This window comes from Sporosarcina sp. ACRSM (genome assembly GCF_022346545.1).
Classification (GTDB): Bacteria; Bacillota; Bacilli; order Bacillales_A; family Planococcaceae; genus Sporosarcina.
Genome location: NZ_JAKRNU010000006.1, coordinates 29,863 through 45,523 on the forward strand (window position 1 = coordinate 29,863; position 15,661 = coordinate 45,523).

The following is a 15,661-nucleotide window of genomic DNA, read 5'->3' on the forward strand; positions in this document are numbered from 1 at the left end:
TTTCCCCTCTTGCTAGTTCGAGCTGCAGACACGCCCCGTGATCAATTGCATCCATGCATAGACACCGATTTTGACTGTTTCAGATACTGCAGAATCTTTGCTTGGATCCAGACAGACAAAATCAATATGCTGAACAATTTGATGTTTGCCAATTTCAAGCAAAGCATCAAACAATTCAATCGCTGTCATTCCTCCCGGTGTAGATGCAGGGACGCCCGGTGCAACGGATATATCGAGTACATCCTTATCGACCGTGACATAGATCCGGTCCACTTTCGAAGATAGCTGATGCAGTGCCTCTTCAATCGTTTCGACTATCCCCTGTTTACGCGCTTGCTTTAATGTCACCATTTGAATCTGATGCTTTTTAGCGTAGTCGATAAGCGGTTTTGCATTGTAATAGCCATGCAATCCGATATTGATAACATGTTCTCCTTTGATAACGCTTCCATCAATGAGTTGCCGGATTGGCGTTCCATTGGCCGGGCCTAATTCGGCTGGATCTCGCACATCAAGATGCGTGTCAAGCTGCAAAATTCCAATTGTTTCTTCCGGATGAACATCCTTGATCCCTCGCACTGCACACGCCGTTGTCGAATGATCCCCACCAATCATACATGTCAACGTCTGAGGATAACTGGCCGTAAGAGAGGCCGTCGCTTCTTGGATCCGTTGATGGGATGTTAGGATATCGGTCGTATGCATCGTGACATCCCCGGCATCCACAACGCGAAACGGGCTCAAGTCGACATCTTCATCTAAATTATAGGTTGCAAAGCTTTTCCACATTTTTCGAAATTCATTTGGATATAACGAAGCGCCGGATACACTGATAGATGACCGTGATAAGGGCGCCCCATAGAGGATGAGATCGGGTTTATCCGATCCTTCCCCGAGGGGAGCAACCCATTGATGAACATGAGTTGCCTCCCCTCCGGTTACATTCCAGGACCATTCAGGCGGTTGAAGCCAATGCTGTTTCATTTGCCCACCACCTGCACACCTTTTTTCCATACGGATTTCACATGATTGACACCAAAGAAATATTGGATTTCTTGATAGTTTTTCGCATCCCATAAGACGATATCCGCCTGTTTTCCCACTTCGAGAGAACCGACTTTGTCTTCGCTCTTAATCGCACAAGCCGCATTGTATGTTGCCGCCGTCAATGCTTCAGCCGGCGTCAAGCGCATAGAAATACAGGCCAAGTTCATGACAAGTGGCATAGACGTCGTAGGAGATGAACCCGGATTGCAGTCCGTAGAAATGGCGACAGCTACTCCTTCGTCAATCATTTTCCGTCCAGCTGCCGCTTGCTCTCGTAAATAGAGGGCGGTAGCAGGAAGTAAACAAGCAATCGTGCCAGCCTCCGCCATCGCTTTGATACCTTCATCTGAAGCTTTCAGTAAATGTTCTGCCGAAATAGCACCGACCTTTGCAGCTAGCTCCGCACCACCATATGACTCGATTTCGTCGGCGTGGATTTTCGGAATTAGCCCCATACGCTTTCCTGCCTCCAATACACGCTCCGATTGTTCAGGTGTATAGACGTCTTTTTCACAAAACACATCATTAAAGACCGCAAGCTTTTCTTCGGCAATCACAGGCAGCATTTCATCGATCAATAAGTCGACAAATTCGTCTTCCCGTCCTTTGTATTCAACCGGTACGGCATGTGCCCCCATGAATGTCGGTACGATGTCAATGGGATGTGTTTCCTGCAACGTCTTCATGACCCGAAGTTGCTTCAACTCCGTTTCCAAATCCATGCCGTAACCGCTTTTCCCTTCAATTGTCGTAACACCATGTTCTAAAAATAAATCAAGACGTTTAGTCGTCTGCTCGATCAATTCCTCTTCCGATGCTTCGCGTGTCATTCTCGTAGTCGCATGGATGCCTCCGCCAGCATTCATAATTTCCATATATGTGGCACCTTCGAGCCGCTTCTCAAATTCACGCTCACGGCTACCTCCGTATGCGACATGTGTATGAGGGTCTACTAACCCAGGTGTCACTAGATGTCCTGTCGCATCCACGATTTCCGCCTCATGCTCGCGTCCCGCGTATTGTTTCTCAAGATCTGCTGTGGTCCCAACTGCTTGAATCAAGCCATTTTCAATCCATAGACTGCCGTCTTCAATTAAACCAAGATCGGACATCGCTTTTTTAGAGCGAGGTCCTTTCTCGGAAGAAGCAAGCGTTGCCAACTGTGCTACATGTTTAATCCAAATTGGTTTTGTCATTATTGATCAATTCCTTTATCAAGCATTGGTATTTTGACCCCTTTTTCGCGTGCCGTCCGCTGCGCAATTTCATAGCCTGCATCTGCATGACGAGCGATTCCCATTCCTGGATCAGTCGTCAATACGCGCTCCAATCGAATTTCCGCTTCTTTCGTCCCATCTGCCACAATGACCACTCCAGAGTGTATGGAGTAGCCCATTCCGACGCCTCCCCCATGATGCAATGAAACCCAAGTCGCTCCGCCGACAGCATTGATCATGGCATTCAAGATCGGCCAATCCGCAACGACATCCGATCCGTCTTTCATCGCTTCCGTTTCACGGTTTGGTGATGCAACAGATCCGGAATCAAGGTGATCACGTCCGATGACGATCGGTGCACTCAACTCACCGCTTGCCACCATATCATTGATAATCTTCCCGAAGCGCGCACGCTCCCCGTAGCCAAACCAGCAAATACGAGATGGAAGACCTTGGAATTCGATTTTATCCTGCGCCATGCGAATCCAGTTGCACAGATGTTCGTTATAGCTGAACTCCCGTAAAATCGCTTCATCCAATTTGTAGATATCTTCCGGATCGCCCGATAGCGCTACCCAACGGAAAGGTCCTTTCCCTTCACAAAATTGCGGACGGATATAAGCCGGAACAAATCCCGGGAAATCGAATGCATTTTCAACACCTTCATCTTTTGCCACCTGGCGGATGTTATTTCCATAGTCAAATGTAATTGCACCCTTTTCCATCATTTCCAACATCGCCCGAACATGTTGAGCCATCGATGCTTTGGATAATTTCACATAGCCATCCGGGTCATTCGTACGCAATCGCTCTGCCTCTTCCAATGTCATTTTTGAAGGGATATAGCCGTTTAACGGGTCATGTGCAGACGTTTGGTCTGTCAATACATCTGGAATGAAGTTGCGCGCAATCATTTCTGGTAAAATATCAGCGGCATTTCCTAATAATCCGATAGACAATGCTTTACCTGCTGTTTTCGCTTCTTCTGCCAAACGGATCGCTTCCTCCAATGAATCCGTTTTCACATCTGTGTAACGTGTTTCAATTCGGCGGTCAATTCTCGTCTCATCCACTTCGATACCGATACAAACTCCACCAGCCATCGTCACGGCTAACGGTTGTGCGCCACCCATGCCGCCCAGACCAGCCGTCACCGTGATTGTTCCCTGCAAACTACCATTGAAATGCTTTTTCGCTAGTTCTACAAATGTCTCGTACGTCCCTTGCACAATCCCTTGTGAACCGATATAAATCCAGCTGCCCGCTGTCATTTGTCCGTACATCATCAAGCCTTTTTTATCAAGCTCATGGAACGTCTCCCAATTGGCGTATGCCGGCACAATATTAGAATTGGCAATCAGGACACGCGGGGCATCCGTATGTGATTTGAAGATGGCCACCGGTTTACCCGATTGAACAAGCAAGGTTTCATCATTTTCCAATTCTTTTAGGGATTTGACAATTGCATCAAAGCTTTCCCAGTTTCTTGCCGCTTTTCCGATTCCTCCGTAGACGACTAGTTTTTCCGGGTGCTCTGCCACTTCTGGATCCAAATTATTCATCAACATACGTAGTGCTGCTTCTTGTTGCCAGCCTTTTGTATTTAATTCTGTTCCTCTATAGCGAATTACCTTTTGTTCTGCAACCGTTTTCATACTAACGCCTCCTATTTGTCTATGATTTCATTATAGGGTGTCAATTCTGATTTTATTTTATAACTTAGTGCTATTTTTATGATTTGTTTATTAATAATTATTTAATTTAGCTCTTTTTATAATTCATCTCATTTTGAATAGTAGATTATCATTTTTGGCTTGAATTAGAAATAAGATGTGATTTGGGTTTTGAGCGTGGGGACATTTTTATGAGCACTTGGAGCGAGCTTTGAGCGTGGGCACATGATTATGAGCGCCTGGGGCAATCTTTGAGCGCGGAAACATTTTTATGAGCTCCTAGAGCGAACTTTGAGCGAGAGGACAATTCTATGAGCTCCTAGAGCAATCTTTGAGCGAGAGTACATATCTATGAGCTCCTAAAGCAATCTTTGAGCGAGAGTACAATTCTATGAACTCCTGAAGCAAGCTTTGAGCGCATGATTCATTCTCCAATAAAAAACACCATCTCCCATTTATTGAAAGATGGTGTGCGACTCCTCAACGCATTCGGTACGCGAAGGGCGTGCAATTTTCAAATTGCTTGAACTTGGCGGAGAAATAACTTTGATGGACATATCCGACTAAACGGGAAATCTCCTCAATGGATAGGTCCGTTTCCTGAAGCAATCTTTTCGCTTCTTCAATTCGTACACGGTGCAACACAACACGGAAAGGCTGATCGGACTCCGCCGCAAACCTGCGACTTAATGTACTTTTGTTAATGCGCAACGCTTCAGCGCAGTTGGCTAATCCCCATCCCGCATCCCAATAATTCGCTTCAATTAAAGCCCTCGTTTTTTCAACCAGCGATTGTTCGCCATTCCTTAAATGCACATTTGCCGTTTCATCCGAAAATAGTCGAATGGTAAATGCAAGCAAGTCTTGCACCATTTCATAAATGATCGGACTTTGAATGATTTGCTGAAACACCGCATAATAAGCGGATTCCCATTCATCTGTTTGCAATTGATACGATTTCATATAGCGACGAATTTGCGCGAGGACACTCGTCATGCGGATGCGGACCATTTCAGGATCAGGATACGGTCTTTGATACGTCAAAAACTCTTTTTCCACCCAATGACGGATTCTTTTCACATCCCGCGTCTCCAACATTTCAATCCATTGCCGTTGTTCAAGTGGTGTCAGAAACGGATCCATTGGGAGCCAATGTACTTGTTGGTTAGTCGATAGAATAATATCATAGCCTTCAAAAAAGATTTCTTCCGTCCGCTCTTTCGTCTGTTCAAACGTTTTTTTGATCGATTGAACTTCTGCGCTTTCATGATAAACAATCGCTAGCGGCTCCCCAACACGCTCTTTCCATTGCCCGAGGAAAGTTCGATATTCCTCTTGAAAAAAAACTTTGTCATGCGTGTCATGAACGCAAAGGATAAAATCCGTCAGTGCAAAAAGCTGATGCTTTTTTGTAAACGAAAATCGTTGAAGTTCATCATAAATTGAAGGCAGTACCGATGATTGTTTCGGTAAAAAAGCGGCCATCGTTATCGACTCTGCCCGTTCGCGCTCCAAAAAGAACAAATCGGCATAATCAATGGACGCATCCGTCGATTCGATGTTCATCCTCATCGCATTTTGCCGCTGTGCATTCCGCAACTGATAACGGACTTGTTGTATTTGCTTAATCAAATCCGTTGGAGAAAACGGGCGAAACAATACATCTTCCGCATGAAACCGTAAGCCACGATAGGCCGTTTGAAAGATCCGTTCAGAGGAAATCCCGATCCAACGAAAATTGGCTTGTTGCAACTGCTCATCTAGCCTATTGTTTTCGGTTGTCCACCCATCCATATCCAACAGCAATAAGTCTGGACTATTTTTATCCACTTGTTGAATGTATTCTTCCAATGAAGCAAACGTCGTCATCACCGAACCGGACAAATGACTCTCGACAATCCATCGAATGCCTTCCGCTTCCAATCTGTCTTTTGCGACCAAATGAATTTGCATATCAATCACATCACTTTTATGAATAGTTCACTTATAGGGGAAAGAAAATCGGTATCGCAATCATCATGACGATGAACATCACAAGTTGTAAAGGCACCCCGATCTTCACAAAGTCAAAGAAGCGATAACCTCCCGCAGTCATGACAAGCGCATTGGTCGGGGAAGCGACAGGTGTGGCAAAAGCCATACTTGAAGCAACTGCCACGGCAATTAAAAACGTATAAGGGCTTGCATCCAAACTGATGGCGGCATTCATTGCAATCGGGGCAAACAACACGGCCGTTGCCGTATTACTGATGAATTGACCAAATACCATTGTAATAAAATAAATGCCTGCAAGAACCCCAATCGCTCCCAATCCACCAAGCATTTGAATAATCCCTTCCGAGAGCATGACCATTCCACCCGTTTTCTCGAGAGCCGTCGCCATCGGTAACATGGCTGCGATGAGCACGATGCTCTCCCAATTGATTTTGCTATAAGCATCGTCCATATTCCGCACGCATCCCGTTACAATCATCAGTACCGCGCCGATGGAAACCGAGATGACAGCCGGGAACACTTCCAAAATCATCAGTGCGACCATTAGTAACATGATACCGCCAGCAATCGGAGCTTTTCCATTCGCCGCAGCCATGCCCGCATGTTCTTTCGGCTGGCCAACAACGACCACATCACTTGTTTCCCGGGCCAGTAATTCAATCTCATCCCAAGAACCTTGCACTAACAGCGCATCGCCAAAACGGAGTCGCTCTTTGGACATTTCTTTCACGACATATTCCCCACGACGATTGATTCCAAGAATATTCAAATTGTATTTTTCTCTAAAACTGACACTTCTTACGGTCTCATTGATCAGGCTGGAATGAGGGGTCAATAATACTTCCGCCATCCCCAGTTGCTTCGATACAAGATCGTCCGCTTCTGCATCCCCTTCTATCAGCACAAGCGAAAAATCTTTGACCAATTTTTCCATATTGTCCATTGAACCTTGAATATGTAATATATCTTTCGCCTGCACAATGCTATTGGGTCCTGCCATTTCCTGATAGGTCATCGGCAATAACTTCATACCTTCTGAAGATTTACGTTCCATTTTTAAAATATAGACTTGATACGTTCCTGGCAACTTCAGTTGGGCGAGCCGTTTCCCGATCATCGAGGAGCCTTCCGGTACAGTGACCCGATATAATTGACCGCCTAATTGGTAATCGACAACAAGCTGTTTAGGCGAGAGCCGATGCTCGTCTTTCGAACTGTTTTTCCTTTCACCACGCGGAAGCAATATATTTCGCACAGCATACAAATAAATGATGCCAACAATGACACCGATCACCCCGATTGGCGTAATTTCAAAAAAACCAAGCTTTTCAAAACCTTGATCGACCAATTGTTGACTGACAATCAAATTCGGTGGTGAAGCAATCAACGTCAATAAGCCAGAAAAACTGGCCATATAAGATAAAGGTATTAAAAACTTTGCCGGACTACTTTTCATGCTAATGGCTACACTCACGACAATCGGAAGCATCAAGGCGACGGTTCCGGTATTGCTCATAAATGCTCCAACAAAAGCGACGATCACCAGCAATAAAATAAATATTTTTTTCTCGCTATCCCCCGATGAACGAAGGAGCACATTGCCTGCCATTTGAGCAAGCCCTGTCCGCAAGATTCCCGCCCCAACAATAAATAAGCCGGCAATCATAATAACGACAGAGTTCGAAAAGCCGACAAGCGCTTCTGAAGCATCCAACACGCCAGTCAACACTAACGTCAGCAATGCGAGCACAGCGACAAGATCCGCGCGCACACGATTGCTCATAAATAAAATGACGCTGCATGCCAAAATGATAAATGTAATAGTCAGTTGCACATTCACTCGAATCCTTTCTATTTATTCACTAATTAGATTGTATACTAACATGTCAAAAAGCGCTCCCAAGAAGTGTGCTTTATCTGATTCACATACTCTTGTGTAACGGCAAATTCACCAGTGCCATTTCAGGTATACTTCTGGACTTCATAACCAGTCAGACATTCTCATATGCTGATTGATAGAATAGGAGGTCTTTTATTGGTCAAATCATTCCAAGAAGAAGCGCTGTATGAACTTCATTTTTGGCTTCAAATATTAGAAAATCATAGTCAGTTTATCCATGATTCATTAGCCCCGAATGAGCGCGAAAACATCGAAACGGCAAGCTCCTTCAAGAAGTGGTTTGAAGAATCATTTGCAGTTTCAAAAGAGCCACTCAACGAACAGCAACTTCTTTCACTTCTACAACAAACAAAAAAGACAAGTGAAGAAATCCGGAAGTTCAAATTACATTTGATCAAAGAACAATTGGTCGGGACCATCCACATTTCCCTTACGCCTACATTCATCAACCACATGGTCAATGAAGTCGAAGAGGCCATCCGCGTGTTTTCCTATTTGGAAAAAGGTCAAAAACCCCTGGCTGTTCACCCGCTCCATCATGATTTGTTATGGTTGTTGGACGCTGCAGGTCACGCGGGAGCCATAGACGCAAATCTTGATCGAGTGGAAAAACAGTTAAAAGAAGAAAGTCGGGATTTTACAAAAGACTGGGAAGACTTCTATTTAAAAGCGGTGGAGCTTGCTGGATTCCTTCGGACGAATGTCATGAAGTTTCCTGCGCTAGACAAGTTTCATGACGATATCCAATTGGAAATGGCATTATTCAAAACCTTTTTGCGTGAATTGGAGGAAATGGGGCTAAAAAAAGAATCGCTTGGCCCATTGACCCCATTAATGGCTGATCATATGGCGCGCGAGGAAAGTTATTATTTATTGAAGTTGGCTGAAACAGAACAGTAAATCATTTAAATACTCTAAACAAAAAGGACCGGATTTTCCGACAGGGTTGAATTGTCGGTAAGTCTGGTCTTTTTGAATTTACGTTTGTTTTTTTATAATGATGATGTTATTCAAAAAGTATACCTCGTATAAATCGATGTATTTGTCGAACACTAAACGAATGATAGGCACACACGGATAGCAAGGAGGATATCGTCGTGAAACTTCCCGGATTGAAAACAAGTCTAGTCATCATCCTGTTTTTTTCCTTTGCTCTCGCTTCTTTTGCAACGGAAAAAGGAAGGCCTTATTACGAAAAAAAAGGGTTTGTACTTTGGGAAATCAAGACAGAAGATAAAGTCGTTGCACTGACCTTTGATGATGGTCCTCATTCCACCTATACACCCCAAATTTTAGATTTGCTTGCGCTGTACGATGCAAAAGCGACATTTTTTGTTGTCGGTGAACGGGCTGAAAAGCATCCAGAAATACTCCTACGGGAAATCGAAGAAGGCCATGAAATCGCTAATCATACGTATACGCACCCCTTTAGAATATCGCCCGAGCAACTGAAAAAGGAACTGGATAAGACAAACAAACTGATTTATGACATCACCGGAATTCATTCCGTGCTCTATCGGCCTGTCGGCGGTAGCTATAACGAACAAATTATCAATACTGCGGTTGAAGGCGGCTATAAAGTCATCATGTGGTCATGGCATCAAGATACGAAAGATTGGAAAATGCCAGGGACAAAGAACATTATCGATACCGTTTTAAACGGCACAACCCCAGGAAACATCATCCTTTTCCATGATGCCGGCGGGGACCGTTCCCAAACCGTTGAAGCACTAAAGGTCATCTTGCCGGAACTGAAAAAACAAGGATATGAATTTGTCACAGTATCCGAGCTGATCAATCAAAGCCATGTAGAAGTGAATAAATGATGAGTAACTGGATAGCAATGCAAAAAATGCAAGAACCCGCCACTTGGCTCTTGCATCTTTTCTTATTTATTCGTTCTGCAACTTTTGCTTGCATTCAAATGCTATTTGCTTGCGCACAGGTCAGAATTGCTTGTATTCAATCGCCAACTGATTGCAACTCGAGCCTTTAAACTTATTCCTTCAACTGAAAAACGGCAATATCCCCTACATGCTCATGATCATCCTTCGATGTCGTTATATATGCCGTTTTGGAATCCTCGCTCCAATGTCCTGATAATGAAATGACCGCATATAGATCATCGGTATTCTCCATGATTCTTACACTATTGGTTAGTTGACCATCTGCTATTTCTGCCATATAGACATTCGTTTTGAAATCACCTTCAATTTGCACAGGCATATCGAACATGATTTTACTTTCGTCAGGAGACAAGTTATAGAATGGTACCCATATACCTTCGCTGTCTTTGCCTCCCGACACAAGTTGTTGGACTGCTTTTGTTTTTTTGTCCCAATAATAAATCCCCGTTTTTCCATCGTATGTACCATTAAAAAGCAGAGACCCATCTTGTAAAAGATTGAAATCATTAAACTGGGTATCGTCACCTCCAAAATTTGCAACAGCGGCGATTTGTCCTTGATCCTTCAGTTGATACACACCGTAGCCATTCTTTTCACTATGGGCGGCGATATACATATTCCCCATTTCTTTTTTTATAAAAGATAGGGTAAAGCCTTCAAAATCACTCAAATCCCATACAGCTTCTTCTTGCGTCTCAACATCGAAAAGATTCAATTGATATGTCGTGGAATGGTAATAAGCGACATCATCACTCACAAAACGCACATCCCACTGAGATGCCTTCTCGAGCCATTGCATATCACCACTTTGTAAATTGAGTATGTGAACTTTCTCCTCCTGTTGTGTTAACGCCCAGTTTCCATTATTGGAAACCGAAATCACTTCTTGTTCCGCAAGCTTCTTCTCTTTTTTCGTCACAATATCCAGTGAATAAAGTCCATCTTTTTTATTGTAATAAAGCTGATCACCCAAAAACCATTCTTCATTATGAGAGCCTTTATAAAGCCCTCGATTTTCAATCGTCTGCCCGATTTCTATATCTTTCAATCGAGACACTTCCAAAGTACTATCCGCCAACGAACTTTCAAGCTGAACATCTTCATTCACAATGACCGTTTCTTGCGTTTGTGCGTTCCCTTGCGTTGAACAACCTGCCGCCAATAGGCTGACTGCGGTAAGCAAGACAAATCCTTTCCACTTTCCCTTCATCATCCATTCCTCCTTTTTGTGTACAATCCAAGCATACACCTCACCTATTGCCAACCTTTCAGCAATTGTTGCCGTCTTGTTTCCAAGGAGGAAGATAAATAGAAAGCGTCACTTGTCCATTGTCATCCTCAAAAGAAATTGTCCCGTTATGTTGTTCGATAATTTGTTTACAAATATACAAACCGAGACCGCTATTCCCCTCCCCTTTTGTATGGATAAATGGTTCAAATACATGTAAAGCGATCTGATGAGGTACGGGATCACAGACATTCGTCACTGTCACCCTCTCAGCCTCAATTCTGACAACTACTTGTGTTCCACTCACTCCGTATTTCATCGCATTATCAAGCACATTGAGAAAGACTTGTCGGAGCTCATCCAGATTTCCATAGACAATAAAGTCTTCCCCTTGCACATCAATTGTCATCTGTCGTTTTTGCGCTTTCAACGTCATATCTTCACAAACCGATTCGATAAATGAAAGCATATGAACCGGTTCTCGCTTCTTTAAAAGAGGTATTGCATCCCTCTTCGATAGCTCAATCAATTCAATGACCATCCGATTAAGTCGCTCGCTTTCCAAACGGATTTTCCAAGTCGCTTTCCGCAGAAATTCCGGATCATCAAAGTCTTCCTCCCCGATAATTTGGGCATAGCCTGAAATGGTGGCGAGGGGCGTTTTTAACTCATGCGTTACATTATTAAAAAAGGTTGTTCTGCTCTTCTCCGCTTGGACAACTTTTTCTTTTTCCTGTTCAATCGTCTCAATTTGTCGTTTGATATGCTGCTGCATATCATTGAAGCTTGCCGCTAATACTTCCAGCTCATCCCTCGTTTTCACCTGTACGTTAACGCTATAATCCCCCGCTACCACTTTTTTCGTCGCGGCCGTCAATCGTCGCAATGGTCTAATCATCCGGCTCGTCAATAACGAAGATAATAAAAATACCCCTACAAACAAACAGATGATAAGCACGCGAAAACTATGTAAAATCGTCCCATTCGCCGCAAATAAATTTGTATAATCCCCTGTGAAGCGGAAAACGCCATATAAATCATCATTCAAATAGAAAGGATACGAAAAATAAACCAAATTGCCACCCGGCACATCGACACGGGTAAATGCCGCTTTATTGCTGAAAGCCGCTTTCAACTCTTCATTAGAGTTGTCATTCAAATTAGTTTGGAATGTTTGATTTTCGACGAGTAACGGTTCATCAATCGCAATCGCTTCATACAAAAAATAGCCGTCCCGATCATACAAAGCCACATTTTGACCATGGAGCTTGCTTAATTCCTGCGCAATCACTCCTCCATATTCTTTTAAAAAATCCTGCTTCGGAGGATGGATCAAAGCGAATTGTTTCATATGTTCTCTCGACGTATGCTGAAGTTTCGTCACTTCATTTGCAATCATGACCGTACTATTTGCATCCAAGGAGTCCTTCATCACTCGATCGACAATGAATGCAGCCAATGTGAATAAAATGAAATAACCCACAATGAACTTCCTTTGTATGGTCCATTTCATCCGCTCAATTCCCCCTCATCTTATAACCGACACCAAATACCGTTTCAATAATGGAAGGGCGCGCAACAGCATCCAGCTTTTTCCTCACCCGCTGCACATGGACATCGACTGTCCGTAAATCCCCTGCATAATCAAAATCCCAAACGCTATCGAGAATCTCTTCACGGGAGAACACCTGATTTTTATGTTGTGCAAAAAATAGCAATAAGTCATACTCCTTCGGCTTGAACATGACAACTTCTTCATCTTTCAATACGGTGTGAGAACGAGGTTCAATTCGAATGCTTTCGTTTATAACCAAATGCATTGAAGAGGTTTGACGATTTTGACGGCGTAATAATGCTTTTACACGAGCAATGATTTCCCGCACATCGAATGGTTTTGTCATATAGTCATCCGCACCAAGTTCAAGCCCGAGCACTTTGTCCACAATATCATCCCGTGCGGTAAGCATCAGAACGGGTACGTTACCCATGACCGTCAACTTCTTACATATTTCAAATCCATCCATATCTGGTAGCATGACATCCAAAATGACAAGATCCGGACCAATCCCTTCGAATAATTGCAACCCCTCCTGTCCGGTAGCTGCACCATGTACACGATAACCTTCTTTTCGCAAAGCATAAGCTAATATATCCATGATTGATTCTTCGTCTTCTATTATTAATATCGTTTCGTCCTTTGCCATAAATTCCACTCCTTACTTCCTTTCATTCTACTAAAAACTTATTGCCAAGTTGTGTCGAGGATGATGTTTCGTCAGACAAATGCATTTCCTTATGACAGAGGAGTCCCATTTGTTATACTTGCTCTAGTAAATGTGTAAGAAAAAGGAGACATTTCATGCAAAATTTAACTGGTAAAAACGCATTGATTACAGGAGCGGGCAAAGGGATCGGTCGCGCAACAGCCATCGCATTCGCCAAGGAAGGTATCAACGTAGGACTACTCGGAAGAACACCTGCTAACCTTGAAGCGGTCGCAAAAGAACTGGAAGAATACGGCGTGAATGTAACAATGGCGACTGCTGATGTATCGGATAACGAATCCGTCATCGCGGCTGTCGAACATATCAAATCCGAACTCGGACCGATCGATATCCTCATCAACAACGCAGGCGTCGGCAAGTTCGGGAAATTTCTTGAACTTTCGCCGGAAGAATTCAAAAACATCATCGATATTAACTTAATGGGCGTCTATTATGTAACAAGAGCGGTATTACCAGAAATGATTGAACGGGAAACCGGTGATATTATTAACATCTCCTCCACTGCAGGTCAAAAAGGCGCACCAGTCACAAGCGCATACAGTGCATCAAAATTCGGTCTGCTCGGTCTAACAGAGTCCCTCATGCTGGAAGTGAGAAAGCACAATATCCGTGTCAGCGCATTGACACCAAGCACGGTCGCTACGGATTTGGCTTTCGCCGAAAATCTGACAGACGGCAATCCGGACAAAGTGATGCAACCAGAAGACCTCGCGGAAGTAATGGTCGCACAATTAAAACTGCACCCGCGCATTCTCCTGAAATCAGCAGGTTTGTGGTCGACAAATCCTTAATTGAAAAAGGTGTCCGACTTGTCTTCTTTCCGACAAGTTGGACACCTTTTGTCATCCTTCAATAATAAGGCGAGATTAGAATATAGACTAATACACCTGTAAAGCTAACATAGAGCCAAATCGGCATCGTCCAGCGTGCAATTTTCTTATGACGCTCGTTTTCCATATTCCAAGCGCGAGCCACAGTGGTCAGCGCAAGCGGAACAATTGCAGCCGCAAGAAGAATATGGGTAATTAACACAAAATAATAGAATCCTGCCATAAAACCTTCTCCACCATAAGGCGTGGACGGCGATAGATAATGGAACGCTACATATGTAACAAGAAAAAGGGACGTCGTCGTAAACGCCGCGTAAATGAAACGGCGATGGACAGTGACGTTGCGTTTCACAATCGCGATAAGCGCAGCCAATAAAAATAAAAACGTAAAGCTATTTAAAATGGCATTGATCAACGGTAATATCGTCACATCAAATAAATCGAAATCCTCAACGCCCGGCAAACCGGACAACACACCAATCGCCCCGATCAAAATGATAGATAACGCAATAATCAGCGGTCTATAATTCCGTTTTTGAAACGGCTTTGACGTACCTTCAATGTTCTTCAAAACATTCACTCCAATTTCAATTAGATCAAATTAATGACATTCATGTCTCCTTTAATTGTATAGCAATATACAAAAAAGTGCCCTAAAATTGAGCACTTTTTTGTGAACATCTTATCGGATTGTCGATTCTTCCTTAACCGCAAGCCAAGGACGATTCTGTTCCCACCTCACCGTAACAGGAACCTTGTACGTTTCGGACAATAATTCCGGCTTCAATACCTCTTCTTTCGGGCCTTTGGCAACAATTTTCCCATCTTTTAAAAGCAACACATGGGTAATCTCTTTTACCAATTCTTCAATATGATGGGTAACATAAATGATATGACATTTCTTCTCAACAACTTCTTCCAGCACGCCAAGAAATTGCTCACGTGATAAAATATCCAGACCGGAACAAGGCTCATCCAAAATAAGCATCTTCGGATCACTCATCAATGCACGCGCAATCAAGACACGCCGTTTTTCCCCTTCGGACAATAGATGATACGGTTTCCCTTTCAAATAAGCCAATCGCAAACTTTCCAACAAATGATCCGCCTTCTCCCAATCCTCCGGCGCCACTTGCTCATAAATACCAAAACTCGCAAATTTCCCGCTCACGATCACCCGCTCCACTTTTTCCTTATTAAAGAAGTCCGCAAAGCGATCTAAGGAACTGCTGACGAACCCGATTTTTTTCCGTAGCTCCGGCAAATTGGTTTTGCCGAACAGATTACCGAGCACTTGCACTTCACCACTTGATGGAAAATGATATCCCGATACAATATTGAGCAACGACGTCTTCCCCGAACCGTTCAAACCAAGGATTCCCCAATGCTCATCAGGCTGTATATTCCAATCAATGTCCTGTAAAATTTCTTTATCCCCTCTTTGGAATGAAACATTTTTCAATGTAACGATTTCATTCATCATAAATCCCCCTCATATGTAGATTTGCAAAATTCACGCTATAAATTCTATAGTTAACTGTAAGTGAATTACGCATTTTTTTCAATTCGAAACCCGAAA

13 protein-coding genes are annotated in these 15,661 nt (G+C 43.5%); 3 read left to right on the top strand and 10 right to left on the bottom strand.

Features of this window, described 5'->3' with window-relative positions; genetic code table 11:
• Positions 1-12 precede the first annotated feature (12 nt).
• The 5 genes from MHZ95_RS10650 to MHZ95_RS10670 form a co-directional block, all read right to left on the bottom strand.
• Positions 13-984 carry an agmatinase family protein gene (locus MHZ95_RS10650; protein ID WP_239390613.1) on the bottom strand — a complete coding sequence of 324 codons (972 nt, stop codon included), beginning with the start codon at positions 982-984 and terminating at the stop codon, positions 13-15.
• Entirely contained in the window at positions 981-2,243 is a 1,263-nt protein-coding gene (hutI, locus tag MHZ95_RS10655) for an imidazolonepropionase (RefSeq protein ID WP_239390614.1), read from the bottom strand. Before hutI ends, MHZ95_RS10650 begins: the two co-directional genes overlap by 4 nt.
• Positions 2,243-3,919: a urocanate hydratase gene (gene hutU, locus MHZ95_RS10660; protein ID WP_239390615.1), complete on the bottom strand. Its 1,677-nt coding sequence runs from the start codon at positions 3,917-3,919 to the stop codon at positions 2,243-2,245. The genes hutI and hutU overlap by 1 nt, the downstream gene beginning before the upstream one ends.
• A 498-nt stretch (positions 3,920-4,417) precedes the next feature.
• Positions 4,418-5,890, bottom strand: coding sequence for a response regulator transcription factor (locus MHZ95_RS10665; RefSeq protein WP_239390616.1), 1,473 nt, complete (start codon positions 5,888-5,890; stop codon positions 4,418-4,420).
• 31 nt (positions 5,891-5,921) lie between these two features.
• Positions 5,922-7,772 (bottom strand): SLC13 family permease, encoded by a 1,851-nt coding sequence (locus MHZ95_RS10670; RefSeq protein ID WP_239390617.1) that lies wholly within the window; start codon positions 7,770-7,772, stop codon positions 5,922-5,924.
• 195 nt (positions 7,773-7,967) lie between these two features.
• Between MHZ95_RS10670 and MHZ95_RS10675 the strand changes: the two genes are divergently transcribed.
• Together MHZ95_RS10675 and MHZ95_RS10680 are read left to right on the top strand one after the other, a co-directional pair.
• Positions 7,968-8,732, top strand: a complete 765-nt coding sequence (locus tag MHZ95_RS10675; protein WP_239390618.1) for a DUF2935 domain-containing protein — start codon at positions 7,968-7,970, stop codon at positions 8,730-8,732.
• A gap of 197 nt (positions 8,733-8,929) precedes the next feature.
• Entirely contained in the window at positions 8,930-9,658 is a 729-nt protein-coding gene (locus tag MHZ95_RS10680; RefSeq protein ID WP_239390619.1) for a polysaccharide deacetylase family protein, read from the top strand.
• Positions 9,659-9,830: 172 nt separating this feature from the next.
• Here MHZ95_RS10680 and MHZ95_RS10685 read toward each other — a convergent pair whose 3' ends face one another.
• From MHZ95_RS10685 to MHZ95_RS10695, 3 genes are read right to left on the bottom strand one after another with little or no spacing between them, the layout of a single operon-like run.
• Positions 9,831-10,949, bottom strand: a complete 1,119-nt coding sequence (locus MHZ95_RS10685) for a TolB-like translocation protein (protein ID WP_239390620.1) — start codon at positions 10,947-10,949, stop codon at positions 9,831-9,833.
• Positions 10,950-11,007: 58 nt separating this feature from the next.
• On the bottom strand, positions 11,008-12,480 hold the full coding sequence (locus MHZ95_RS10690) for a HAMP domain-containing sensor histidine kinase (RefSeq protein ID WP_239390621.1): 1,473 nt from the start codon (positions 12,478-12,480) through the stop codon (positions 11,008-11,010).
• A 4-nt stretch (positions 12,481-12,484) separates the two neighbouring features.
• Positions 12,485-13,171, bottom strand: coding sequence for a response regulator transcription factor (locus MHZ95_RS10695; protein WP_239390622.1), 687 nt, complete (start codon positions 13,169-13,171; stop codon positions 12,485-12,487).
• A gap of 155 nt (positions 13,172-13,326) precedes the next feature.
• Here MHZ95_RS10695 and MHZ95_RS10700 point away from each other — a divergent pair, with 155 nt between their 5' ends.
• Positions 13,327-14,043, top strand: a complete 717-nt coding sequence (locus tag MHZ95_RS10700) for a 3-ketoacyl-ACP reductase (protein ID WP_239390623.1) — start codon at positions 13,327-13,329, stop codon at positions 14,041-14,043.
• A 58-nt stretch (positions 14,044-14,101) separates the two neighbouring features.
• Here MHZ95_RS10700 and MHZ95_RS10705 read toward each other — a convergent pair whose 3' ends face one another.
• Together MHZ95_RS10705 and MHZ95_RS10710 are read right to left on the bottom strand one after the other, a co-directional pair.
• Positions 14,102-14,653, bottom strand: coding sequence for a DUF420 domain-containing protein (locus MHZ95_RS10705; RefSeq protein ID WP_255726724.1), 552 nt, complete (start codon positions 14,651-14,653; stop codon positions 14,102-14,104).
• Between the two features lie 111 nt (positions 14,654-14,764).
• On the bottom strand, positions 14,765-15,562 hold the full coding sequence (locus MHZ95_RS10710; RefSeq protein WP_239390625.1) for an ABC transporter ATP-binding protein: 798 nt from the start codon (positions 15,560-15,562) through the stop codon (positions 14,765-14,767).
• Between the last annotated feature and the right edge of the window lie 99 nt (positions 15,563-15,661).

Bases quoted from the DNA above. Each gene is read 5' to 3' on its own strand.
- MHZ95_RS10650 (WP_239390613.1), bottom strand. From the start codon at position 984: ATGAAACAGCATTGGCTTCAACCGCCTGAATGGTCCTGGAATGTAACC.
- hutI (WP_239390614.1), bottom strand. From the start codon at position 2,243: ATGACAAAACCAATTTGGATTAAACATGTAGCACAGTTGGCAACGCTT.
- hutU (WP_239390615.1), bottom strand. From the start codon at position 3,919: ATGAAAACGGTTGCAGAACAAAAGGTAATTCGCTATAGAGGAACAGAA.
- MHZ95_RS10665 (WP_239390616.1), bottom strand. From the start codon at position 5,890: ATGCAAATTCATTTGGTCGCAAAAGACAGATTGGAAGCGGAAGGCATT.
- MHZ95_RS10685 (WP_239390620.1), bottom strand. From the start codon at position 10,949: ATGAAGGGAAAGTGGAAAGGATTTGTCTTGCTTACCGCAGTCAGCCTA.
- MHZ95_RS10690 (WP_239390621.1), bottom strand. From the start codon at position 12,480: ATGAAATGGACCATACAAAGGAAGTTCATTGTGGGTTATTTCATTTTA.
- MHZ95_RS10695 (WP_239390622.1), bottom strand. From the start codon at position 13,171: ATGGCAAAGGACGAAACGATATTAATAATAGAAGACGAAGAATCAATC.
- MHZ95_RS10700 (WP_239390623.1), top strand. From the start codon at position 13,327: ATGCAAAATTTAACTGGTAAAAACGCATTGATTACAGGAGCGGGCAAA.
- MHZ95_RS10710 (WP_239390625.1), bottom strand. From the start codon at position 15,562: ATGAATGAAATCGTTACATTGAAAAATGTTTCATTCCAAAGAGGGGAT.